This window comes from Pseudomonas germanica, from assembly GCF_019614655.1.
In the GTDB taxonomy this organism is placed as follows: domain Bacteria; phylum Pseudomonadota; class Gammaproteobacteria; order Pseudomonadales; family Pseudomonadaceae; genus Aquipseudomonas; species Aquipseudomonas neuropathica.
This window is the reverse complement of record NZ_CP071586.1, coordinates 2,851,432-2,875,003: the sequence shown is the minus strand read 5'-3', so window position 1 is coordinate 2,875,003 and position 23,572 is coordinate 2,851,432. Positions and strand designations below refer to the sequence as shown.

Here is a 23,572-nt window from a genome sequence, read left to right as displayed (position 1 = left end):
CATCGCAGAAATCCAGACGCAACCCCGCAGATTCGGGGCTTAGACGTCGACTAGTCGATTGCCCCCAACGTGCCGGGAGCGCAACTTCGACACATTCCGTAACTTCATTTACCGGCGTATTGCGCATCCGAGACCTGTTCCCCCCAAGTGACGGTCTTGCCGTCCTCGGCTTCAGCGATGGCGATGTGGGTCATGCCGTTGCTGGCCGTGGCGCCATGCCAGTGACGGGTGTTCGGTGGAATCCAGACACTGTCGCCCGGACGGATCTCCTGACGCGCGCCACCCTCTTGCTGCACATAGCCGACGCCGGCAGTGACGATCAGCGTTTGCCCCAGCGGATGGGTGTGCCACGCCGTGCGTGCGCCCGGCTCGAAGGTCACTGTGCCGCCGCCGATGCGCGCCGGCGGTTCACCTTTGAACAGGCCATCAACGCGCACCGTGCCGGTAAAGTTTTGCGCCGCGCCCTTGACCGAGGGCTGCGCGCCGTTTGGCGTGATGCGGATTTCGCCGGCGGCCTGGGACTCTGCCGCCATCAGTGACAAAGCAACGAGTGGCGCAATCAATCGGTTCATCGGATTGGTTCTCCGGTCAGACAAGAAAAGCGGCGCCGCCCGTGGCGCCGCGTTGGGCAGACTCAGAGTCCGGTCATTTTCAGTGCCGATTCCGGCAGGCGTTCACCGTGCACCTGAATCTGCGCGATCTGCTCGTTGATCACGCGCAGATCGTCGCCGGTCAATTGCAGTTCGACCGCGCCCAGATTCTCTTGCAGTCGATGGGGTTTGGTCGTGCCAGGGATCGGCACAATCCACGGTTTTTGTGCGAGCAACCAGGCTAGCGCGACTTGCGCAGGTGTCGCGTGCTTACGCTCAGCGACGACTTTCACCACATCGACCAGCGCCAGGTTGGCCTTGCGCGCTTCGGGGGAAAAACGCGGGACGAAGTTGCGGAAGTCGCTGGCGTCGAACTGCGTGTGCTCATCGATCTGACCGGTGAGAAAACCGGCGCCCAGCGGGCTGAACGGTACGAAGCCGATCCCCAGTTCTTCCAGCACCGCCAGCAGCTCCAGTTCCGGGCCGCGCCAGAACAGCGAGTATTCGCTCTGTACCGCCGTGACCGGTTGTACCGCGTGGGCCCGGCGGATGGTTTCCACACCTGCCTCAGACAGGCCGAAATGCTTGACCTTGCCCTCGGCGATCAATTCCTTGATGGTGCCGGCGACGTCTTCAATGGGCACCTGCGGATCAACGCGGTGCTGATAAAACAGGTCGATGTGATCGGTACGCAAGCGCTTCAACGACGCCTCGGCGACGGCGCGGATACGCTCCGGCCGGCTATTGGTGCCGCCGCCTCGTGCGCCGGTGATCGGGTCGATATCGAAGCCGAACTTGGTGGCGATGACGACCTGCTCGCGGATCGGCTGCAAGGCCTCGCCCAGCAGCTCTTCATTGGCGAACGGGCCATACGCTTCGGCGGTGTCGAACAAGGTGACGCCTTGCTCGTGGGCCGAACGAATCAGCTTGATCATGCTGGCTTGGTCGGCTGCCGGCCCGTAGGCCGACGTCATGCTCATGCAGCCAAGGCCCAATGCAGACACTTCCAGGCCATTGCCCAACGTGCGGTTTTTCATTATGTCACTCCGTACAGAATTCGATTAATGCGTGAGAGGGTGATCGTTCAGCCAGCCGTTCACGCGTTCCATGGTCTTGCGCTCCTGCTCACCCTCCATCACAAATCCTTCCAGCACTTTGGCCTTCGGCGCGTGCTTGACCAGCACACTGCGGCTGTTGCCCAAGCCGTAACCGCCGTGGGTGTTGAAGGGGATGAGGGTCTTGCCGGTCAGGTCGTGGGCGCTGAGGAATGCGCGCACGATCGGCGGCGCGGTTTCACCCCAGATCGGAAAACCGAGATAGATCGTGTCGTAGTCGCTGAGGGCATGAACCTTGTTCTGCAGCTCGGGCTCGAAGCCACTGTCACGCTCCTGGCGGGCCTGCTCCACGGTTTGCAGATAGTCCTAGGGGTAAGCGTGGGCCGGACAAATCTCGAACAGATCGGCACCCAGTCCACGCTGGATCAGCCCGGCAACCAGACGGGTATTGCCCGAGCGCGAAAAATACGCGACCAGAATGCGCGAGCCAGAACGCGGTGTTTCACCGGCACTCTGCGTGTCGGCAAGCGACAGCAGTGGCGCGCTGGCCAATGCGGCGATCACCGTGCGCCGCAGCGGATCGTGATCGTTACTCATCGGCCGACACGCGCCTTGAGGGATTCGGGGTAGCGCTCGCCTTCGATGCGGACTTGCGCCAGCGCGGTATCAATCGCTTTGAGTTCGGCCGCATCGAGCGTGATCTCCGCGCCGCCGAGGTTTTCTTCCAGGCGATGCAGTTTGGTCGTGCCCGGAATCGGCACAATCCACGGTGCCTGCGCGAGCAGCCAGGCCAGCGCGATCTGCGCCGGTGTCGCTTGTTTCTGCGCGGCTATCTGACGGACCAACACCACCAGCGCCTGATTGGCCTGGAGCGCCGATTGGCTGAAACGCGGGACGATGCTGCGGAAATCGTCGCTGCCGTAAGTGGTCTCAGCCGTCACCGTGCCAGTGAGAAACCCCTTCCCCAGCGGACTGAAGGGCACGAAGCCAATGCCCAGCTCCCAAAGCGTCGGCAGGATTTCCTGCTCGGGATCGCGCCACCACAGTGAGTACTCGCTTTGCAGCGCCGTGATCGGCTGCACCGCATGCGCACGGCGAATGGTCTGCGCACCGGCCTCCGACAGGCCGAAGTGCTTGACCTTGCCTTCGCCAATCAAGTCCTTCACTACGCCGGCGACGTCTTCGATCGGCACGTTCGGATCGACGCGGTGCTGGTAGAGCAAGTCGATGTAGTCGGTCTTCAAACGACGCAACGAGCCCTCGACGGCTATTCGAATACGTTCGGGGCGGCTGTCCAGAGTCTGCTTTGTATTGTCGGCGCCGACGGCGAAGCCGAATTTTGTGGCGATCACGACCTGGTCGCGAAATGGCGCCAGCGCCTCGCCGACTACTTGCTCATTGATATAGGGGCCGTAGAATTCGGCGGTATCAAAGAACGTGACGCCTCGCTCAACGGCTGAGCGGATCAGTGCGATGGCTTGTTCGGTGTCCGTGGCCGGGCCATAACCATGGCTCAGACCCATGCAGCCGAGGCCGAGGGCGGATACTTCGAGTGAACTGTTGCCGAGTGTGCGTTTGTACATGTTGATCTCCCGTTGGGCATGGGAAGAACAGTAAGCGCGCTAACGACTGAGGACTAGACGGGTAAATCGGCAAAGCTTGATGAGGTTTGCTCATCAGTCCCGGAAAAGGGGACGTGGCGACTGCCGAATGAAAGCCTGGGTCACGGTAGGCCATCACCGCTCGCACACAAAAAATCTGACACTCTCTTGACCGTCCGCTTTTGGCCGAAAGCGGACCTTCGCTGAGTTCAGCATTGACGCGGTGGCTGTCAAATGTGATTCACTCCTGACAACGCCACTGAAAGCAGGCAAGAGAAGTGACTCCTACCTCTTTCCTACCAACTTCCATACGGAATGCCGTACTTTTCGACGTATCGTTTAGCCTTCTCACTTACCGGATAGGCATAACGACCACCGTGCTTCCCTTGTTCCGGCCCCAGAGGCTCTATCTCTCCTTGACCGCGAGAAATCTCAACCGGATTTCGACATGAATCTCTAACCCATGTTTTGAGCACGCCGCCCGGAGCGAGACCCACATAGAGCGATGCCATAAACCGCGCGGTTTTCTCCGGTGTTTCCGGGCAACGCTGGTGTGTTGACTTCATCATCAGTTGCCTGCCCTCTTCCGGAATTTCGATGAAACCTTGATAGGTTTTTTGCTCTGTTATGGATTGCCAGCGGACAAAGATCAGTTTTGGAAGGTCGGCGCCCGTCACAGCTATCCCGCTCCCCGACACTGTCCCCCAACCACGAGCAGACTCTGTGCGGATATCGGGCTCACCGCTAGCAGCAGTGCTCTTGCCAGCGCGAAAGAAAATTCTGTTATTGATGTCCTGGACGGAGCTGTCCTCTACCCAGACCTTCATGTAATTCGGCTCAACGAACACTAACTCCCACCATGGATATTTAGGGTCATTTTCGCCGGTTTCTGGGCCTCCGATTTGGCAGCCAGACAACAATAAAGCGCCCAGCAGCGCAATCCTTGCGTTCATTACAAAAGATCCATTCAGTTAAGTGTCACGACTACCAACTTCCGTATGGAATGCCATATTTATCGATATACCGCTTTGCCTTTTCACTCACAGGATAAGCGTAACGCCCTTCGTTCTTACCTTGGCTCGGCCCCAGCGGCTCAATTTCAGCCTGCGCTCGAGCGACTTTGACAGGGTGGTGGCAAGAGTCTCTTACCCAAACCTGCACAACACCACCGGGGGCCAACCCTAAATAAACCGACGCCATAAATCTCGCTTCCTGATCAGGCGTCTGCGGGCAACGTTGATTGACGGACGCCACCATCAACTGCCTGGCTTCCTCTGGGATTTCTACCCATGCCTGCCACGTTTTCTGTTCGACAATCGATTGCCAACGGACCCAGATGCGAACAGGCAAATCTGCTCCCACTACTCTCCTTCCGCTGCCGCCTACCCCACCTGTCCAACCTCGGGCGGACTCCGTGCCATCTTCAGGCTCTCCCCCCGCAGCGGTGCCGCCGCCGGTTTTGTAGAAAATCCTGCCGTTAATGTCTTGAACAGAACTGTTCTCTACCCAGACCTTCATGTAGTCCGGCTCGGTAAACGCCAACTCCCACCACTCGGATTTCGGGTCATTTTTTGCTGAAAGTGGATCCGCAGACTGGCACCCAGTAATGAACAGCGCGCATAGCAGGGTAAAAAGTACTTTCATCACCAAAGTTTCCAGTCAGCTACATGGGGGTGTTGTACGCGTATCGAGTCCGGCGTCGGGGCATTGATGTAAACGGCACGGACGCCACTGCCATCTCTGCGCCCGAGAGGATGGTTCCAATTTGCAGACATGTGAATGTACTTCAGCTTCAGCAATTGGTCTTCTTGGATTGATGTGTCGTAACTACCCGCCAGAAATCGATCACACAGCGCTTGAAGCTCTGCGGGCACTGCCAACTCAGGCGTATCGGGAATGTCTTGAAACCGAACGCCCTTCTCTTTTGCCAATCGGTGCATCACTCGTAGATATACCCTGGAGAGCAAGCCACTCACAGGACGTTTGAGTTGCACTGCGGCATATACGCGCTTCATGCGTGGGCTGAGCCGATCCTGCGGATCAACGGGCAGTAGAAGCGCTTCAGGCGTAACGATCTCCAGCAACTCTGCTGGCCATCCTTTTGCGAGCCACTGCCCCTTCACCGTCACGGCATCACGGTAGATCGACGTAGTGGAGACATCGGTAAATTGCGACACTTCAAGCGTTTGCATCGGACTGACGAGCACGCACTCTTGGACCTCATCGCGGTAGCCACCGCCGATGTCGGAATGAACCCCGGGCAGAGTTATTTCCAAGTGATCCGCTTTAACGCGGCTCAGAGCGAAGTTAGCCCGATATTCGTCACGCGCGGATAACTGCACGACATCAGTGAAGAAGCGGCGGTCGAGGTAAAGTTTGATTCCTGTTGCGATGGGACTTTTGATGTCCCCCAGATTCGACCAGCCAGCAATGGATGGCACCGTATCAAAAAGGCCAATAAAACCCATGTTGATGCTGCTTTTGTACTCTTCGATGAAGGTCCGGCTGAGGGCATTGGCGTTGCTGCGCAACACTTCCCCGAGTGGCCCCTGCTTTCCACGTACGACCTCGTTGGCAAAGTGTCTTGCTGCAGCAGCACCACGGCTGAAGCCGAACGCATCAAAGGTCAGGGACGTAATTTCACTATTGGGATTGTTGTCCAACACGTCCTTGATACGCGTTTTGATCTCTGCGAACGACAACTGAACACGGCCCGCCACGCCTGTTTCGCCTCGGCCAGTACCACCACCTAACGTACTGTCCTTTTTGCCTGACTCAGTTCCTATTCCCTCGATGTAAATCATCCGGAACGCTTGCTTCTGCGAACTATCCCCTTCGGCCCTTTGAGGTGCGAAGTACAGTTCGCTCAGTTTCTGAACATTGGTGGTGTCGTTGGCGTAGCTGCTGTCCGGATCCCTCATGTAAGGCTGACAACTAGCAGGAATATCTTCCGGCGCAATCGGATGCTGCGCCCCACACAGCAATCCAGCCGCCGTGTTGTTCGCATTATTCCCAGTGCCATCAAAGAAAACCCCAATCCTCAACGCGATCCCGATTTTCTCAGGTTCGCGCGCAGGTTCTTTTCCGTGTTTCTCATATTCCGCCCAACGCTGGGCGTGAATATCGACGGGTTTGGCTTCTTCGTAACGATAATTTTTTGGGGGGTTGGGTACGTAGCCACTCATCCGTGATTCCTGGTTCTGATCCTTGAGAACGGCCCGAAGGTTGACAGCCGTGGCTGGGGGGGCGCAAGCCGTGGCCGTGTGCCAGCCAGGGTGTGACCGCGGGGTTCGACGAGGGTTTCCCCTCGTCGGGGTGGGGTTAGCTGGCGATTTCGACGTTATCCAGCGCTTGGTTGACGGCGATTTCGCCGAGCATTACGACTTGGGCGATGCCCAGTGCGGTTTTGCGGTGCGGGGTGTCGAGCATCGCGGCGAAGTTGAGGAGCATTTCGCTGGCGGAGCCGAGGGTTTCGCTGGCGTTGGCGAGCAGGGATTCGCTGTTGTACTTGGGGTTGGCAAGGTACATGCGTTCGGGTTGTTGGGTGCTGGCCATGATTTGGCTGGCGGGTTTGAGGTAGTGGTCGAGGGCGCGCTCGGCGGCTTCGTGGAATCGCTTGGAGTCGGGGGATTCGTAGGGGGATGTGGGGTCGGTTTCTGGTGGGTTGGGTGTTGGTTTGATCATTGATGAAGCTCCTACGTCAAAAAAAGGAGCCATCACTCTCGCTACCAAACGAGGGTGGCGGCCATGCGCAGGTTGGTAGACCGGGACGTAGAAAACCGGCGCGCCCGAAGACGCCCTGTGCATGACCACCATAAAGCCGTGTCGAACAGACACTGCGAATCATGATGCTTATGCAATCTACGAAAACTCAGGGCTACCAAACCCGATCACTGTTTTACAGCGACCGACAGACGATAGAACCCGCGACCTAGACGCACAAGCCGGCGGATTCTGGCTTAGTCGTAGGTAACGGCGCAAGGCGTTGTAGGGTTTCGGTGGTTACTTGAGGCTTCGTTTAAACAGTGGTGGTTTTTACTGTTTATTTCGGTCAGTGGTTGATGGGGTGACTGGTTGGGCGTCTTCGCGAGCAAGCTCGCTCCCACAGGGATTTGTGGTTGAGTTGGGATTGGTGGTGGCTGAGCTGGCGTTATCGCGAGCAGGCTCACTCCTACAGGGGATTGAGTCTGGCTTGGGATTTGGCTGGCGTCTTCGCGAGCAGGCTCGCTCCCACAGGTTTTGTGTTGGACTCGGGGTTCGCGGCGGCCGGGCTGGCGTCATCGCGGGCAAGCCCGGCTCCCACAGGGATTGGGGGATGGCTATGGTCGGTGGCGTGTCATGTTGATGAGGGCAGATCGTCCACCATTTGGCGCCGGGCGTTCTTCGATGGAGAACGGCACGAAGCCAAGTTTCGGGTAGAGCAGCAGGCCGGCGGTGTTTTCATTGAAGCAAGACAGTTGCACTTCCTTGGCCTGGTATTTTTCGAAACCCACAGCGGTCATGGTTTCGACGATGTACCGCGCCACACCTTGCCCACGGGCGTATGGCGCGACGATGACGTTGCCGATGCAGCAGATGCCATCGTGCTCAGCGCGGTAGAAGTTGGCGAAGCCAACGAACTCGCCGTTGGCCAGAAAAGCCGTGGAGTCGAAGCGCTGGCTGATTGCGCTGTGCATCTGCTCTTCCGTCAGCGGGAAGTTGGCTTTCGGGAACATGAAGAACAGCTCTTGTTCGCCCTGGGGAAAGCTGCAGAGGGTGTTGACGTCGTCGGCCGTCACTGGCCGGTGGGAGAAATTCATCGCTGCCCTGCCCTCACTTTTTACCCGCCAGATGATGCGCAACCAAGGCGTTGGCATGACCGTGGCCCATGCCGTGTTCTTCCTTGAGCCACGCCACCAGTTCCATGTGTTTCTTGTCGGTGATGCCGGCGAGCAGGCTCAGCCAGTGATCGATGGGCTGGCCGTATTTTTTCTCGATGGAGGGGAAGTATGACGCCGGGCCTTTTACCTTGTTGTCTTCGCTCATGCTGCAAGCTCCCTGTGGTCACGACGGAGGGTCGGCGGACGCTCCTTGTCGGCAGGTCATAGAGTGGACGCGAAGTGCGGTTCCGGCAACTGCCCCGCTCTGCCAGACACCACAAAAAACTACGGGAGCGAGCCTGCTCGCGAAGGGGCCGTGTCAGCCAACATCATCAGACGCTGACACACCGCTTTCGCGAGCAGGCTCGCTCCCACAGGGGTTGTAGTGGATCAGGGTTATTCGGTGCGGCCCGGCAGCATCCGCACCAGCGTGTTATCCCGCACCCAATAATGGTGAAACAACCCCGCCAGCGCGTGCAGACCGATCAGCCAGTAACCCGTGCTGCCAATCAGTTCATGCCAGTACTTCAGTTGCTTGGCGAGGTCCGGGTCGATGGCCACCGGCGCGGGGACGTGGAAGCCGAAATACGGGAACGGTTTGTCGGCGGCAGCGAGCATTAGCCAGGCGAGGATCGGCGTGGCGATCATCAGCCCATAAAGCGCCAGGTGCATCAGGTGCGCGATGCCGGTCTGCCACGCCGGTGGTTTGGGGGTGATCGGTGGGCGTGGGCTGAGGCGGCCGAGCAGGCGGATCCACACGAGGGCGAAGATGCTCGCGCCGAACAGGCCGTGGAAGCCCATCAGCAAGCCGCGTGCTTCGCTGCCCTTGGGCATGTAGCCCTTGATTTCGACGCATGCGTAGACGCCGACGAACAGCGCCAGCATTAGCCAGTGCAGGGTGATTGAGAGTTTTCCGTAACGGGTTACGGCGATGTCGTGGGACATAAGCTGCGCCTCTTGATTGTCGTGAGTGACGGCCGATTCGTTCGACTGCCTCGCTCCGGTTGTTGGGCGAACCGACGGCGTTACCCTGCCCGCCCAGTCTTAAGAGAGTCTGAAGACAGACCCTCACGTTAACCTTTTTTCACCTTCAGACTTCGTTAAGAAATGCCTCCGATACTCGCCTCAAACCTATTGAGGGAGGCGTTCTGCCCATGCCCGATTTTGACTGGAACATCCCCCTGCCCCTGCGCTTCGGTCAAGCCGAAACACCGCAGATGACACTAACCGGCGCGCTGCCCGACGACACTCTGCGAGCGACGTTTGAAAGCTTTATCCAGCAACGCTTTCGCAAGGCCCACGGCGCCGATATCCGCCACTTCATGCCCGAGCTGTTCGGCATGCACAACGGCGACGGCGAGTTGTGCGCCGTGGCCGGGGTGCGTCGCGCGCATCTGGAATCACTGTTCCTTGAGCGCTATCTGGATGAGCCGATCGAGCCGTTGATCAGCGCGGCGGCAGATCGTCCGGTCGAGCGCAGCGCCATCGTCGAAGTCGGCAACCTCGCCGCCAGCGACACCGGCAGCGCGCGCCTGAGCATCATCGCCATCACCTACCTGCTGGCCATGGGCGGCCTGGAATGGGTGACGTTCACCGGCAACATCGGCCTGGTCAACAGCTTCCATCGCCTGGGTTTGAAGCCAGTGACATTGTGCGCCGCTGATCCGGAACGGTTGGGTGACGAGCGTCAACACTGGGGCAGTTATTACGAAAGTAAACCTTGGGTGCACGTCGGCAACATCCGCGCCGGGTTCGTCCATTTGCGCGATATCGGCCTGTTTGCCCGCCTCGGTTTGCCCGGTTCGATTGAAGGAGCCTGTCATGTCGCTTGAACTGCAACGCTTCCAGGAAACCCTGCGCGACCATGCCCGGCGCAATGACAACGCGACGGCCCTGTGGGGCGACACGCTGAAACTCGATTACGCCACGCTGTACGCCGAGGTGTTGTATCGCCAGGAGCGCCTGCGCGATGAGCAAGCGCAGGTGATTGCGCTGGCGTTGGACAACGGCGTCGACGCGATGCTGTGGGATCTGGCCGTGCTGTTTGAAGGCCTGACCTGCGTGACGCTGCCGCCGTTTTTCAGTGCGGCGCAACGTGCTCATTGTCTGCAACAGAGCCAGGCCGAACGGGTGATTGCCGAGCCGGAGCTGGGCGCCGAACTGCTCGCGGCTGGTTATGAACAACGTGGCGAGTTCTGGTGCCGTTCGTTCAGTGGCCCGAATTGCATGCCGGCCGGCACCGCGAAACTCACCTTCACTTCCGGTACCACCGGCACGCCGAAAGGTGTATGCCTGAGCGCCGACAGCCTGCTGCGGGTGGCGCGGGAGCTGGATCAGGCCAGCGAAGCGACCGGCCCGCAGCATCATCTGGCGCTGTTGCCGTTGGCGATTCTGCTAGAGAACCTCGGCTGCTATGCCGCGCTGTATGCCGGCGCAACGCTCAGTGTGCCGAGCCAGAAAACCCTCGGCATTCAGGGCGCCAGCGGCGTCGAGATTCCGCGCCTGCTCGGTTATCTGGCCAGCCGCGCGCCGGAGAGTCTGATCCTAGTGCCGCAGTTGCTGTTGTTGCTGGTCAGCGCCGCCGAACAGAAAGCCTTCGACCCGCAAACCCTGTGCTTTGCCGCTGTCGGCGGTGCGCGGGTCTCGGAGGATCTGCTGCACCGTGCGCAACGGGTCGGGCTGCCAGTTTACGAAGGCTACGGCCTGTCCGAATGCGCCTCGGTGGTGTGCCTCAATCGCCCCGGCGCACGCCGCCCCGGCAGTGTCGGCCGACCGCTGCCACATGTTGAAGTGCGGCTGGCCGAGGACGGCGAGGTGCTGATCAAGGGGTCCACATTGCTCGGTTATCTGGGCGACGCGCCGTACGCCGATGAGTGGTGGCCGAGCGGCGATCTGGGCGAGTTCGACCCGGAAGGTTTTCTCTATCTCAAGGGCCGCAAGAAGCACCAGTTCGTCACCAGTTTCGGGCGCAACGTCAACCCGGAATGGGTCGAGTCCGAGCTGACCCAGCGCCGCCACATCGCTCAGGCGTTCGTTTACGGCGAGGCCTTGCCGCATAACCACGCACTGCTCTGGCCACATCGTCCGGACTGCACCGATGCCGAACTGGCCGCTGCCGTCGCCGAAGCCAACGAGGCTTTGCCCGATTACGCCCAGGTGCATCAGTGGACGCGCCTGCCGCAACCCTTCACCGCCGCCAATGGCTTGCTCACCGCCAATGGCCGCCCGCGCCGCGACGCCATCGTCGCGCAGTACCACGCGCAATTGACCGAATCCGCTGTTTCCGAGGAGTCCGCATCATGAGTTTTTTTGACACCCTGCAAGAAGCCACGCAACAGGAACGCCACGAACTGTTCAACCTGCCGATCATCGTCGATGCCCTGCAAGGCAAGGTCAGCCTCGACAGCTATCGGGCGTTTCTCGCGCAAGCGTATTACCACGTGCGCCACACCGTGCCGCTGATGATGGCTTGCGGTGCGCGCCTGCCGACGCGTCTGGAATGGCTGCGCAAAGCGGTGGCCGAGTACATCGAAGACGAATACGGCCACGAGCACTGGGTGCTCAACGACATCGCTGCATGTGGCGGTGATCGTGATGCGGTGCGCGACGGTCAGCCGTCGTTGTCGATCGAACTGATGGTCAGCTTTCTTTACGACCTGATCGCCCGGGGCAATCCGGTCGGTCTGTTCGGCATGGTCAACGTGCTCGAAGGCACCAGCATCGCCCTGGCCACCCACGCGGCGGGCAGCATTCGCGAGCGCCTGGCGTTGCCGGAAACGGCGTTCAGTTACCTGAGCTCCCACGGTTCGCTCGATATCGAGCACATGCAGACCTATCGGCGCCTGATGAATCAGCTGGAAGATCCTGCCGATCAAGCCGCCGTGATCCATGCCTCGAAAGTCGTCTATCGCCTGTACACCGACATGTTCCGTGGCTTGCCGCGTGACGCGGAGGCTCAACATGCAGCTGCGTGATGCGCGGGTGGTGCTGACCGGTGCTAGTGGCGGCATCGGCCTGGCCATCGCCGAAACCTTGTGCGCCGCCGGTGCCCATGTGCTCGCGGTGGCGCGGCATCAGGAGGCACTGCTGCCGTTGCTCAAGCGCTACCCCGAGTCGTTGTGCTGGGTCGGCGCCGACCTGACCTTCCTCAGCGATCGGCGCAAAGTGCTGGTCGCCGCCGAAGCCATCGGCGGCATCAACCTGCTGATCAACGCCGCCGGGGTCAATCACTTCGCCATGCTCGAACAGCTCGATGACAGCGATATCAACGCGATGCTGGCGGTGAACATCAGTGCGCCGATGTGCCTGACCAAACTGCTGTTGCCGCTGCTCAAGCAGGCCGACAGCGCCATGGTGGTCAACGTCGGTTCGACCTATGGCTCGATCGGCTACCCGGGTTACGCCAGTTATTGCGCGACCAAATTCGCTTTGCGCGGGTTTTCCGAGGCGTTGCGCCGCGAGCTCGCCGACACCCGCGTCAGCGTGCTGTACGTCGCGCCCCGCGCCACGCGCACCTCGATGAACAGCGCCGCCGCACAAGCGTTGAACGACGCACTCAAGGCCAACGTCGACGATCCGCAAACCGTGGCCTCGGCGGTGATCCATGCGATTGCCGGTGATCGTCGCGACCTCTACCTGGGCTGGCCGGAACGCTTCTTCGTCCGCCTGAACAATCTGCTCCCGCATCTGGTGGATCGAGGCCTGCGCAAGCAGTTGCCGCTGATCCGCCGTCTCAGTGAAAAACCTGACCACGAGTCGCCAAAGCCATGAAAAAACTATCCGCATGCCTGTTGCTCGCCGCCTTGAGTCAAAGTGTCTGGGCGCTGGAACCGGCCGACCAGCAACGTCTCGAGGGCATCCAGCAGAGCTGGGCGCACATCCAATATGAAGTGGCGGAAAAACAGCGCGCCGCCGCGTTCGAACAATTGGCCAGCGAAACCAACACGTTCACCACGCAGCGCCCGGCGGTGGCCGAAGCGTGGATCTGGAAAGGCATCGTCACCAGCAGTTGGGCCGGTGCCGAGGGCGGACTCGGCGCACTGGGCAAAGCCAAGGACGCCAAGGCCGATCTGGAAAAATCCCTGACCCTCGACCCCAAAGCCCTGCAAGGCTCGGCCTACACCAGCCTCGCCGCGCTGTATGACCGCGTGCCCGGCTGGCCCATCGGTTTCGGCGACAGCGACAAGGCCGAGCAACTGCTCAAGCAAGCCTTGCAACTCAACCCCAACGGCATCGACAGCCTGTACTTCTGGGGCGATCACCTCTACCGTCAGAAGCGCTACGCTGAAGCCAAAGCAGCCCTGCTCAAAGCCCAACAAGCGGCGCCGCGTCCGGGCCGGGAAAGTGCCGATGCCGGGCGTCGCAAAGAGATCGCCGCCCTTCTGGTGGACGTGAACAAGAAACTCGACTGACAGGAGTCCGCGTGCGTTTATTACTGGTTGAGGATGACGTGGCGCTGGGTGAAGGCATTCATCAGGCGCTGGGCCGCGAGGGTTACACCGTCGACTGGCTCAAGGACGGCAGCAGCGCGTTGCATGCGCTGCTCAGTGAAACCTTCGATGTCGCCGTGCTCGATCTCGGTCTGCCACGCATGGACGGCCTGCAAGTGCTGCGCCGCCTGCGCGACAGCGGTTCGAATCTGCCGGTGCTGATTCTGACTGCCCGCGACGCTACTGAAGACCGTATCGCCGGGCTCGACGCCGGGGCCGACGACTACCTGATCAAACCGTTCGACCTGGATGAACTCAAGGCACGCTTGCGCGCCTTGTTGCGGCGCAGTGCCGGGCGCGCCCAGGCGTTGATCGAGCATGCCGGCATCAGCCTTAACCCCGGCACCCAGCAAGTCAGCTATCAGGGCCAGCCTGTGGCCCTGACGCCCAAGGAATATCAGTTGCTGCACGAGCTGCTGTCGCCGCCGGGCCGGGTGATGACCCGCGATCAGTTGATGCAGCTGCTTTACGGCTGGAATGAAGAAGCCGAAAGCAACACCCTCGAAGTGCACATCCATCACTTGCGCAAGAAGTTTTCCACCGACCTGATCCGCACCATTCGCGGCGTGGGTTATCTGGTGGAGGAGCGTCGATGACCTCGATCCGCCGCCGCACGCTGACCTTGATCATCGGCCTGTTGCTGGCCGGCCTCGCGGTGCTCAGCACCTTCAACCTGCACGACAGCAACCACGAAATCGCCGAAGTCTACGACGCACAATTGGCGCAGAACGCGCGCTTGTTGCAAGGGGTGATGCGCATGCCCCTGGCCAGCAAACAGCACGCAGAGCTTTACCAGGCGTTTAACTCGGCGCTGGGCGAAGCGGTGCCGCGCGGCGAGGGTCATCCTTACGAACGCAAAATCGCCTTTCAGGTGTGGAATCCTGCCGGTGATGTGTTGGTGCACACCGCCAGCGCACCGTCCTTCAAGGCGCCGCCGACTCAGCCCGGTTTCAGCGATGTGGTGGATCTGAACAATCGGCACTGGCGCGCCTTTCTCCTTGAAGACAAACAGAACGGCCTGCGCATCTGGGTCGGTGAGCGCGACGATGTGCGCGCCGATCTGGTCGACCGCATCGTCCGTCACACGCTGTGGCCGAACGTGGTCGGCAGCCTGCTGCTGGCAGCGATGGTCTGGCTGGCGATTGGCTGGGGCCTCAAACCTTTGGCGAACATGGCCGAAACCTTGCGCGCCCGCCACAGCGGTTCGCTGGAACCGTTGCAATTGGCGCCGCTGCCCAGTGAGCTGGAACCGATGCAGGCGGCGCTCAACCGTATGCTCGCGCAGATCCAGGAAGTGCTCGGCCGCGAGCGGCGCTTTATCGCCGACGCCGCCCACGAAATGCGTACGCCGCTGGCGGTGCTGCGGGTGCATGCGCAGAACCTGCAGGAGGCCGGCACCGAACAGGAACGCCGCGAATCGCTGGCGTTTCTGATCGCCGGGGTCGACCGCACCAGTCGCCTGGTCAACCAGTTGCTAACCATGGCGCGTCTGGAGCCGAAACCCAATCCGCCGCCGCTGCAACCCATCGACCTCAGCGAAACCGTGCGCAACAGCCTGGTGCAATTGACGCCATGGTTGCTGAGCAAACACCTGGAACTGGCCTTTGAAGACAGCGCCCAGCCGTTCAACATCATGGCCAGCCCCGGCACGATCGACATTGCCCTGAACAACCTGATCACCAATGCTGCGAACTTCTCCCCGGAACACGGCGTGATCACCGTGCTGCTCAGCCAGGCTGAGGGTTTCTATCACTTGAGCGTTGAAGATCAGGGGCCGGGCATCGATGAAGCCGACCGGGCGCGCTTGTTCGAACGTTTCTACAGTCGCGGCAATGCCAACGGTGCGGGGCTGGGACTGACCATCGTCAACACCATCGCCACGCAGTTGGGCGGTCGGATCACTTTGGTCAACCGCGCTGAGGGCGGCCTGCGTGCGACCTTGTCGATCCCTGACGGGCAACCGCGCCCCGCATCGCAACGCAGCACCCGCGAGCCGTCTCAGGGCTGAGCCTGTCGCGGAGCCAGGAGCGCCACCGTCCGGTAAAACACTGGCCGCGCGTCGGAATCTGATCCAGATCAGCTTCCGGGGCTGACATCGGTGTAGAACAGACTCAGCGCACTCTCCTGCGCGTTGCTCGTTCAGCCCCGATGGAGGCTCATCTCATGCTCACTGTCAAAGACCACAATGACCGCGCGGCGCCGGCCTATGCCGCGCACCAAGGTGAATACTGGATCGAGTCGCTCAAGGATGGCCGCCACGTCTTGATCCGCGCACTGGCCGCCAAGGATCGCGAACGCGAGTACGCGTTCATCAAGCGCTTGTCGCCCGAGTCCCGACACCTGCGCTTTCTTGCGCAGATGAGTGAGCCGGGCACCGCGTTGCTCGATCAGTTGATGGACGTCGATTACAAACAACGCGCGGCCTTCATCGCACTGGTTCACGAAAATGGCGAATTGATCGAGATCGGCATCAGCCGCTACGCCGCCACGGGCGAACAGGACTGTGAATGCGCCGTCACCGTCGCCGATGAGTGGATGCACCTGGGCCTGGCCACGTTGCTGATGGAACATTTGATCAAGGCTGCCCGGCACAACGGTTTCAAGCATCTGTATTCGGTGGATTCGGCCAGCAACACGGCCATGCGCGACCTCGCCCGATCACTGGGCTTTGAAACCCACAGCGATCCTGATGATGCCCATCAGGTCATTCATCGCCTGAGTCTGTAGCGACATTCCTGCGCCCCGCACCAGTAAACAGTACGGGGCGCATTGCCAATCAAGGCGTGATCGCCACCTTCATCACCCCATCGCGCTGATGCGCGAACAGTTCATAGGCGGCTTCGATATCGTCCAGTTTGAAGTGGTGGGTCACCAGCGGCGACAGATCGACACCACCGCTTTGCACCACCGCCATCAACCGGCGCATGCGCTCCTTGCCGCCGGGGCACAGGGTGCTGACGATGCTGTAATCGCCCAGCCCCGCCGCGAAGGCATCGTAGGGAATGCGCAGGTCCGACGCGTAAACCCCAAGGCTCGACAAGCGTCCGCCCGGGCGTAACACCCGCAAGGCAGACTCGAACGTGCCTTGGGTGCCCAAGGCTTCGATGGACACATCCACGCCGCGCCCGTCGGTCAACGCCATGATTTGCTCGACCACGTCGCCATCCTTGAAGTTGACCACATGGGTCGCACCCAACTGCCGCGCGACGCTCATGCGCTCGGCCACCGCGTCGACGCCAATGATCACGCTCGCGCCCTTGAGCCGCGCCCCGGCCACCGCACACAGGCCGATCGGCCCCAGCGCGAACACCGCAACGCTGTCGCCGATACTGACTTCACCACGTTCGGCGCCGGAGAATCCGGTGGACATGATGTCCGGGCACATCAGCACTTGTTCGTCACTCAGCCCGTCGGGGATCGGACACAGGTTGGCCAAGGCATCGGGCACCAAGACGTACTCCGCCTGGCAGCCATCGATAATGTTGCCGAATTTCCAGCCGCCGGTGGCGCGAAAGCCGTGGCGAGTGTCCGGCCCGTCCTGGGAGCCGCAGCCACACAGGCAGGCGTAGCTTTGGCCGCTGGGGGTGATGGCGCCGGCAATCACCCGTTGGCCTTCGAAAAATCCGCGCACCTGTGAGCCGAGTTTCTCGATCACGCCCACCGGTTCGTGACCGACGGTCAAACCTTTGGCCACCGGATACTCGCCACGCAGGATATGCACGTCGGTGCCGCAGATCGTCGTGGTGGTGATACGCACCAGTGCGTCCAGCGGGCCAACCTCGGGGATCGGTTTGTCATCCAGCACGATGCGATTCTTTTCGACGAATATCGCCGCTTTCATCATGGCCATGATCAAGACTCCTGTGCAGGTGTTTGCAGTGAGTTCAGCACCTTTCCAAGGCTGCGCCGAACTGACCGACACAAGGTTGATAACGATCAATCAATGCAGGATTGCGCCCGCCGTTACCGCCCGTCGGGCGCGGGCGTTGCTCGGCTGCGTCATTGACAAAGATCAAGCCGCGCCCGGCGGCACGGAGCAACATGAACTGACGCCGTTGCGTCTGGCCGGCCAATGCCGCTACCCACAGGAGATTCGTCATGTCCGAGCAAGCACGTTTCATGCTGGTAGCTTCACCGCTGATGAAACACAGCCCTGCGTTCGATCGGGCCGCTGCCCTGGCCAAGGCATCGGGTGCGGCGCTGCATATCGTGGCATTCGATTACCTCGAAGGGCTGGCGACCGCCGGATTGGTCAACGAGCAGGCCCTGGAACAGATGCGCCTGGGTTATGTCGAGCGCCACCGCCAATGGCTGGAGGACCAGGCCCGGCCCATGCGCCACCTCGGCGTGACCGTGACCACGGAAGTGGTGTGGGTCGACAATCCGTTGCGTGAAATCCAGATTCACCTCAAGGAGCAGCCGATGGCCCTGCTGATCAAGGATCTGCAGCACGCCTCGTTCATGTCGCGATTGATGTTCACCCCGCTCGATGTTCATTTGCTGCGCGAATGCCGGGTGCCGCTGCACTTTGTCAGCCATGTTCAGCATGCCCGGCCTCGGCGGATCGTCGCGGCGATTGATCCGTTTCATCGCGACGAGCAATACGCTGACTTCAACGACCGCATCCTGCGCGAGGCCGCGAAACTGGCCAGCCTCTGCGATGCCGAACTGGATGTGATCTACGCCTACGACCTGTCATCGATCAGCGCCGACGAGTTCGGTTTTGGCAACGCCTCGACGTTTTTTACCCCGGGCAAGGCGAAAACCCTGTTCGATGCGCAAGGTGATGCATTCCGCGAACTGGCCGAGCGCAACGGCATCGCGCCGGAACGCCAGCACATGATCATGGGCAATCCGGCCAAAGTGCTGTGCAGCTACGCCGATGCCTATGACATCGACGTGATCGTCATGGGCCGGATCGGTCATCGCGGCCTCGGTCGGTTGATCGGTAGCACGGTGGAACAGTTGCTGTACAAAATGCCCTGCAGCGTCTGGGTGGTGTCACCGCAAGTACTGGTCGACTGAACGCAGCCGTCCCTCGCCGAGGGACGGCCTCAGATCGAGCGCTGATTGACCCGCGCCATCAATTGCTCGGCACTTTCCTTGCGCTCGGAGTAACGGTCGACCAGATGCGCCTGTTGATCACGCAGCAGCACGGTGAACTTCACCAGTTCTTCCATTACATCCACCACACGATCGTAGAACGGCGACGCTTTCATCCGCCCGGTGTCGTCGAACTCCATGTAGGCCTTCGGCACCGAGGATTGGTTGGGGATGGTGAACATGCGCATCCAGCGGCCCAACACGCGCAACTGGTTGACCACGTTAAACGACTGCGAGCCACCGCAGACTTGCATTACGGCCAGGGTTTTACCCTGAGTCGGGCGCACGGCGCCGAGTTCCAGCGGCACCCAGTCGATCTGCGCCTTGAACACGGCGGACATCGCGCCATGACGTTCGGGTGAGCACCAGACCTGGCCTTCCGACCACAGCACCAGATCGCGCAGTTCCTGCACCTTGGGATGGTCGACCGGAACGTCGTCGGGCAGTGGCAGACCGGACGGGTTGAAGATGCGCGTTTCAGCGCCGAAGTGTTCGAGCAGACGTGCGGCCTCCTCTACCAGCAAACGGCTGAAGGAGCGTTCGCGGGTCGAACCGTAGAGCAGCAGGATGCGCGGTTTGTGCGCGCCCGCTTGCGACGGTTTGGCGTTATCGAACAGATTGAGATCGAGGTTGGGCAGTTCGGACATAAATCCTCCTTAAAGCGTGCCGACGCGGTCGAGCTCAGCCTTGAGTTGATCGCGGCTGAGCGAGTGGAAAGGCAGATCGAGGAAGGCCTGACAGCGTTGGCCGATGCGCATAAGGGTGGCGTGAAAAGCCGCGTCGACAGTGGCTTCGTCGCCCTTCACTTCGGACGGATCTTCCAGCCCCCAGTGGGATTTCAGCGCCGGGCCGAAATACACCGGGCAAGTCTCGCCAGCGGCTTTGTCGCACACGGTGATGACGATATCTGGCGGGTTGCTTTCAAAAGCGTCGTTGCCTTTGCTGTGCAAACCATCAATGGCGATGCCGGCCTGTTGCAGCGTCGACAGGCTGCGCGGCAAGACCTGACCTTTGGGAAAACTGCCGGCACTCACCGCTTCGAATCCCGCTGGCGCCAGATGATTGAACATGGCTTCAGAGAGGATGCTGCGGCAGCTGTTGGCCGTGCACATGAACAAAACTCGCATGGATTGCTCCTACCGCTTTTGGCGGACATCAAAGGCTCAGGCGCAGTGCCAGGGCCGAAAGAGTGATCAACAGAACCGGAAGGGTCAGCAGAATGCCGACCTTGAAGTAGTAGCCCCAGGTGATGCGCAGACCTTTGCGTTCCAGCACATGCAGCCAGAGCAACGTGGCGAGGCTACCGATGGGGGTGATTTTCGGGCCGAGGTCGCAGCCAATGATGTTGGCGTAGATCATCGCTTCGCGAACGAGCCCTTGGGCGTCGCTGGCCTGGATCGACAGCGCACCGATCAGCACGCTGGGCATGTTGTTCATCACCGATGACAACAGCGCGGACAGCAGGCCAGTGCCGAGGGTGGCGCTCCACAAACCTTGCTCGGCCAAGCGGTCGAGGACGACGGCCAGCAGGTCAGTCAACCCGGCATTCTTCAGGCCATACACCACCAGATACATGCCCAGCGAGAACACCACGATCTGCCACGGTGCATCGCGCAAAACCCGTCGGGTAGCGATCTTGTGGCCCTTGGCAGCGACCGCAAAAAGGATCGCCGCACACACTGCCGCGACGGCACTGACAGGAATCCCCAGCGGTTCCAGTGCGAACAGTCCGACCAGCAGTATCAGCAGTGTCCAGCCGCCGACCACGAAGGTGGCGTGGTCGCGAATCGCTGCTTTGGGTTCCTGAAGCGCCTCAACCGGGTAGCGCTGTGGCACATCGCGCCGGAAGTACACAAACAGCACCAGCAACGTCGCCGCGACACTGACCAGACTCACCGGCACCATCACCGATGCGTATTCGGCAAAGCCCAAGCCGAAGTAGTCGGCGGAGACGATGTTGACCAGATTTGATACCACCAGCGGCAGGCTGGCCGTGTCGGCAATAAACCCGGCGGCCATGACGAATGCCAACGTCGCCGCCGGTGAAAAGCGCAGCGCCAGCAACATCGACATGACAATGGGTGTGAGGATCAGCGCCGCACCGTCGTTGGCGAACACCGCCGCCACCGCCGCGCCGAGCAACACGCAGAACGCGAACAATCGATAACCACTGCCCTTTGCCCATCGTGCAACGTGGAGTGCCGCCCATTCAAAGAAGCCGGCTTCATCCAGCAGCAGGCTGATGATGATCACCGCGATAAACGTGGCGGTGGCGTTCCAGACGATGGCCCACACTGTGGGAATGTCCTGCAGCGAAACGGCACCGACAGCCAGGGCGATCAGGGCACCGAACGTGGCGCTCCAACCGACGCCTAATCCTTTGGGTTGCCAGTTGACGAGTACGAGGGTGAAGACGAAAACAGCGAAAGCCAGCAACATGTCAGAACTCTCTAAATCCGGATTCAGCAGCAGGCGGCTTCGCGCACCGGACGCCCGTCCATGTTCTGCAGGCGGGCGGCGTTGTCCTTGAGCCAATCGGCGTTGGCTTTGGACGTCACTTGCAGAATCTCGCGCACCCACGCCGGCAGCTCCGGATTGAGCCGGTAATAGACCCACTGGCCCTGACGGCGATCGAGCAGCAAGCCATTGCTGCGCAGTTGCGCGAGGTGGCGGCTGATTTTCGGTTGGCTGTCGTCGAGCGCACACATCAGCTCGCAGACGCAGAGTTCACCTTGATCGGAAATGAGCAGCATGGCGCGGACACGGGTTTCGTCAGCGAGGCTCTTGAAGACTTCGGTGGGAGTGATCATGGAATGGGCTCTGCACATATGGAAATTCGAATATACGGATATCCATATATTAATCAACCCCAAGAATTTCCTTTTTGCCAAAGCGCTGTAGAAGGCACAGTCTTCAATGCCGCACGCAACGTCATTCCTGCCAGCCCTGCAAACGGGACTACAGGTGCGTGTCCACCGGCGCGACGATCTCTACTTTGATCTTGTCCGGATCCTCACAGTAGAGGGCGTAGTGCTCCGGGCCGCCGGCGTGCGGATAGGCGCTCTCGTAGAGAAGACGAAAACCGGACGTTCGCAGCCAATCCGCCATTTCATCCACTTGCGCCTGTGAACCCGCCTGGAACGCCAGATGATTCAAGCCCACGCCCCGGCGGTTAAAGCCCTGTTGCAGATCGCTTGCCTGAACGAACACCAGGTAGGTGCCGTTGAGAATAAAGCTGCGCCCGGCGGGCCAGTTTTGATGCTGCGTATAACCCAGCATCAAGAGCAACGGCTGCCAAAAGCGCAGCGAGACTTCCAGCGATGAGACGTTGATTTCAACGTGATGAAGCCTGCCGGTTTTGGGTGTACTGCCCAGATCGCTATTGGTCATCGGCGGCATTTCCTTGGGTTGCGCCAAGGGTTTTCAACAGCGTATGACGACTCCACGGGCCGCAGTACTCAGGCACGTGCGCGATCAATCGGTAGCCGCAGCGGGTGTACCAACGGGCGACGTCGTCATCCAGCGTTTCGATCAAGGCATCCACGCACGCCCTTTCAACGGCCAGCGCCTCAAGCTTGTGCAACGCCTGAGTACCCAGCCCGGTTCCGCGCCATTGCACGTCGATCCACAGGTAATTGACAAACAGGCGCCGGAATTCGGTTCTGCCGGTAGCGCCGCCGATCAGTGTTCCCTCCTCCATCAGCGCACAGGCGATGGCTTCAGCGTGCCCGCCGCGAGCCTCAGACAAGGCTCGGCCATGCCGTAAGACGCCGTCACTGATGGCCTTCAAGGTGTCCGCATTGATGTCGCGAACGCTAAGCCATTCCCTCATTGCTGCTCTCCATTGCCAAAGGCTTTGAAGCTATTCAAGCAAAAGCGGCGCCAACAGCAGCACAGCCAAAAGGATTAACGGATGCCGGCCTGCGATCTGCCCAGCAACAACCCCTGCTCCGCTTCACATAACCCCACCACATAATCCCAGACCACCCGCAGCCGCACCGACTTGTGCAACTCGCGCCGCGTACTGATCCAGTAACTACGCTCGATGCTTTCATCCGGCAGCAACGGCACCAGATCGGGATCCGACTCGGCCATGTAGCAAGGCAACACCGCAATGCCCAATCCCGACCGCGCCGCCTCCTGCTGCGCGATGACGCTGGTGCTGTGAAACACAACCCGAGGGCTGCGACAGAAACTGTTGAGAAACATCAATTCCTGGCTGAACAGCAAATCGTCGACATAACCGATCCACGCATGCCGCCCAAGGTCCTCGCGGCTGTGCAGGGGCGGGGCTTTATCGAGATAGCGCTGGCTGGCGTACAGCGCCAAGCGATAGTCCGTGAGCTTGCGCGTGACCAGCATGTCCGCCGCCGGGCGCTCCAGGTGAATGCTGATTTCCGCCTCACGGTTGAGGATGCTGACAAAGCGCGGCACCGCGACCAGTTCCACTTCCAATCCCGGATAGCGCTCGAACAAGCCGATCATCCGGCTGGCGAGAAACTTGATGCCCAGCCCTTCGGTGACGCCAACACGAATCTTGCCCAGTGGCGCAGTGGATTGGGTGATCTCTTCCTGCGCCAGCAACGCAACGTTTTCCATCGCTTCAGCATGTTTAAGCAGCGCCTCCCCCGCCGGGGTCATTTCGTAGCCTTGGGCGTGCTGGACGAACAGCGCGGTGCCGAGGCTTTTTTCGATGGCTTCGATATGGCGGGCGACGGTGGCGTGGGTGGTGTTGAGGCGGCGGGCGGCGGTGAGCAGGCGGCCGCTGCGTTGCAGCTCGAGAAAAAACCGTAGGTCGTTCCAGTCGAACATGGCGTGTCCTTGTCGGCTATGGTCAATGCACGCTGTTTGAAAACGCACAGCGGCTGCGCAAAA

At 60.5% G+C, this 23,572-nt stretch carries 28 protein-coding genes and 1 pseudogene; 9 read left to right on the top strand and 20 right to left on the bottom strand.

Translation table 11 applies throughout. The features are described 5' to 3' along the window. Positions 1-104 precede the first annotated feature (104 nt). The 11 genes and pseudogenes from J0G10_RS12860 to J0G10_RS12810 all read right to left on the bottom strand — a co-directional run bounded on the left by J0G10_RS12860 (position 105) and on the right by J0G10_RS12810 (position 9,050). Complete coding sequence (locus J0G10_RS12860; protein ID WP_007913035.1) at positions 105-572, bottom strand: (R)-mandelonitrile lyase; 468 nt, start codon at positions 570-572, stop codon at positions 105-107. 62 nt (positions 573-634) lie between these two features. Then, entirely contained in the window at positions 635-1,627 is a 993-nt protein-coding gene (locus tag J0G10_RS12855; protein WP_007913036.1) for an aldo/keto reductase, read from the bottom strand. A gap of 24 nt (positions 1,628-1,651) precedes the next feature. Continuing rightward, positions 1,652-2,242: pseudogene (locus tag J0G10_RS12850) on the bottom strand (flavodoxin). Next, the gene (locus J0G10_RS12845; RefSeq protein ID WP_220558596.1) at positions 2,239-3,228 is read right to left on the bottom strand and encodes an aldo/keto reductase; all 990 of its coding nucleotides are present in this window, start codon (positions 3,226-3,228) and stop codon (positions 2,239-2,241) included. Before J0G10_RS12845 ends, J0G10_RS12850 begins: the two are co-directional and overlap by 4 nt. Before the next feature lie 314 nt (positions 3,229-3,542). Continuing rightward, positions 3,543-4,199: a DUF2931 family protein gene (locus J0G10_RS12840; RefSeq protein ID WP_220558595.1), complete on the bottom strand. Its 657-nt coding sequence runs from the start codon at positions 4,197-4,199 to the stop codon at positions 3,543-3,545. A 31-nt stretch (positions 4,200-4,230) separates the two neighbouring features. Next, a complete protein-coding gene (locus J0G10_RS12835; protein ID WP_095111524.1) occupies positions 4,231-4,890 on the bottom strand; it encodes a DUF2931 family protein in 660 nt (219 codons plus the stop codon). Continuing rightward, a complete protein-coding gene (locus tag J0G10_RS12830) occupies positions 4,890-6,431 on the bottom strand; it encodes a DUF2235 domain-containing protein (protein WP_220558594.1) in 1,542 nt (513 codons plus the stop codon). Before J0G10_RS12830 ends, J0G10_RS12835 begins: the two co-directional genes overlap by 1 nt. 136 nt (positions 6,432-6,567) lie before the next feature. Further along, entirely contained in the window at positions 6,568-6,930 is a 363-nt protein-coding gene (locus J0G10_RS12825) for a DUF6124 family protein (protein WP_016982978.1), read from the bottom strand. A 635-nt stretch (positions 6,931-7,565) separates the two neighbouring features. Further along, on the bottom strand, positions 7,566-8,045 hold the full coding sequence (locus tag J0G10_RS12820) for a GNAT family N-acetyltransferase (protein WP_123467769.1): 480 nt from the start codon (positions 8,043-8,045) through the stop codon (positions 7,566-7,568). A 13-nt stretch (positions 8,046-8,058) separates the two neighbouring features. Next, the gene (locus J0G10_RS12815; protein WP_123374929.1) at positions 8,059-8,271 is read right to left on the bottom strand and encodes a DUF4287 domain-containing protein; all 213 of its coding nucleotides are present in this window, start codon (positions 8,269-8,271) and stop codon (positions 8,059-8,061) included. Positions 8,272-8,501: 230 nt separating this feature from the next. Then, entirely contained in the window at positions 8,502-9,050 is a 549-nt protein-coding gene (locus J0G10_RS12810) for a cytochrome b (protein ID WP_220558593.1), read from the bottom strand. A gap of 209 nt (positions 9,051-9,259) precedes the next feature. On the opposite strand from J0G10_RS12810, the gene J0G10_RS12805 reads away from it, so the two are divergent. From J0G10_RS12805 to J0G10_RS12770, 8 genes are all read left to right on the top strand, one after another. Continuing rightward, positions 9,260-9,937, top strand: coding sequence for a thermostable hemolysin (locus J0G10_RS12805; RefSeq protein ID WP_220558592.1), 678 nt, complete (start codon positions 9,260-9,262; stop codon positions 9,935-9,937). Then, entirely contained in the window at positions 9,927-11,408 is a 1,482-nt protein-coding gene (locus tag J0G10_RS12800) for an AMP-binding protein (RefSeq protein ID WP_220558591.1), read from the top strand. Before J0G10_RS12805 ends, J0G10_RS12800 begins: the two co-directional genes overlap by 11 nt. Continuing rightward, positions 11,405-12,079, top strand: a complete 675-nt coding sequence (locus tag J0G10_RS12795; protein WP_095047431.1) for a TenA family transcriptional regulator — start codon at positions 11,405-11,407, stop codon at positions 12,077-12,079. Before J0G10_RS12800 ends, J0G10_RS12795 begins: the two co-directional genes overlap by 4 nt. Beyond that, positions 12,066-12,875: an SDR family oxidoreductase gene (locus J0G10_RS12790; protein WP_007910689.1), complete on the top strand. Its 810-nt coding sequence runs from the start codon at positions 12,066-12,068 to the stop codon at positions 12,873-12,875. Before J0G10_RS12795 ends, J0G10_RS12790 begins: the two co-directional genes overlap by 14 nt. Beyond that, a complete protein-coding gene (locus J0G10_RS12785; RefSeq protein WP_095125749.1) occupies positions 12,872-13,516 on the top strand; it encodes a tetratricopeptide repeat protein in 645 nt (214 codons plus the stop codon). Before J0G10_RS12790 ends, J0G10_RS12785 begins: the two co-directional genes overlap by 4 nt. Before the next feature lie 11 nt (positions 13,517-13,527). Further along, positions 13,528-14,190, top strand: a complete 663-nt coding sequence (locus J0G10_RS12780; RefSeq protein ID WP_007910671.1) for a response regulator — start codon at positions 13,528-13,530, stop codon at positions 14,188-14,190. After that, on the top strand, positions 14,187-15,602 hold the full coding sequence (locus J0G10_RS12775; protein ID WP_220558590.1) for an ATP-binding protein: 1,416 nt from the start codon (positions 14,187-14,189) through the stop codon (positions 15,600-15,602). Before J0G10_RS12780 ends, J0G10_RS12775 begins: the two co-directional genes overlap by 4 nt. 155 nt (positions 15,603-15,757) lie before the next feature. Beyond that, positions 15,758-16,321 (top strand): GNAT family N-acetyltransferase, encoded by a 564-nt coding sequence (locus J0G10_RS12770; protein WP_220558589.1) that lies wholly within the window; start codon positions 15,758-15,760, stop codon positions 16,319-16,321. Positions 16,322-16,370: 49 nt separating this feature from the next. Here J0G10_RS12770 and J0G10_RS12765 read toward each other — a convergent pair whose 3' ends face one another. Further along, positions 16,371-17,444: an NAD(P)-dependent alcohol dehydrogenase gene (locus J0G10_RS12765; RefSeq protein ID WP_134173893.1), complete on the bottom strand. Its 1,074-nt coding sequence runs from the start codon at positions 17,442-17,444 to the stop codon at positions 16,371-16,373. 34 nt (positions 17,445-17,478) lie between these two features. Continuing rightward, complete coding sequence (locus tag J0G10_RS12760; protein ID WP_095125752.1) at positions 17,479-17,694, bottom strand: hypothetical protein; 216 nt, start codon at positions 17,692-17,694, stop codon at positions 17,479-17,481. Here J0G10_RS12760 and J0G10_RS12755 point away from each other — a divergent pair. Beyond that, positions 17,693-18,619 carry a universal stress protein gene (locus tag J0G10_RS12755; RefSeq protein WP_095047438.1) on the top strand — a complete coding sequence of 309 codons (927 nt, stop codon included), beginning with the start codon at positions 17,693-17,695 and terminating at the stop codon, positions 18,617-18,619. The genes J0G10_RS12760 and J0G10_RS12755 overlap by 2 nt on opposite strands. 29 nt (positions 18,620-18,648) lie before the next feature. Here J0G10_RS12755 and arsH read toward each other — a convergent pair whose 3' ends face one another. The 7 genes from arsH to J0G10_RS12720 all read right to left on the bottom strand — a co-directional run bounded on the left by arsH (position 18,649) and on the right by J0G10_RS12720 (position 23,509). After that, complete coding sequence (gene arsH, locus J0G10_RS12750) at positions 18,649-19,344, bottom strand: arsenical resistance protein ArsH (RefSeq protein ID WP_220558588.1); 696 nt, start codon at positions 19,342-19,344, stop codon at positions 18,649-18,651. Positions 19,345-19,353: 9 nt separating this feature from the next. Beyond that, a complete protein-coding gene (locus J0G10_RS12745) occupies positions 19,354-19,824 on the bottom strand; it encodes an arsenate reductase ArsC (RefSeq protein ID WP_095047440.1) in 471 nt (156 codons plus the stop codon). A 28-nt stretch (positions 19,825-19,852) separates the two neighbouring features. Beyond that, positions 19,853-21,136, bottom strand: a complete 1,284-nt coding sequence (locus J0G10_RS12740) for an arsenic transporter (protein ID WP_220558587.1) — start codon at positions 21,134-21,136, stop codon at positions 19,853-19,855. A gap of 23 nt (positions 21,137-21,159) precedes the next feature. Next, complete coding sequence (locus J0G10_RS12735; RefSeq protein ID WP_095047442.1) at positions 21,160-21,507, bottom strand: metalloregulator ArsR/SmtB family transcription factor; 348 nt, start codon at positions 21,505-21,507, stop codon at positions 21,160-21,162. Positions 21,508-21,655: 148 nt separating this feature from the next. Next, entirely contained in the window at positions 21,656-22,087 is a 432-nt protein-coding gene (locus J0G10_RS12730; RefSeq protein ID WP_095047443.1) for a VOC family protein, read from the bottom strand. Beyond that, positions 22,077-22,529: a GNAT family N-acetyltransferase gene (locus tag J0G10_RS12725; RefSeq protein WP_095125754.1), complete on the bottom strand. Its 453-nt coding sequence runs from the start codon at positions 22,527-22,529 to the stop codon at positions 22,077-22,079. Before J0G10_RS12725 ends, J0G10_RS12730 begins: the two co-directional genes overlap by 11 nt. 74 nt (positions 22,530-22,603) lie before the next feature. Continuing rightward, positions 22,604-23,509: a LysR family transcriptional regulator gene (locus J0G10_RS12720; RefSeq protein ID WP_095047445.1), complete on the bottom strand. Its 906-nt coding sequence runs from the start codon at positions 23,507-23,509 to the stop codon at positions 22,604-22,606. Positions 23,510-23,572: the final 63 nt, after the last annotated feature.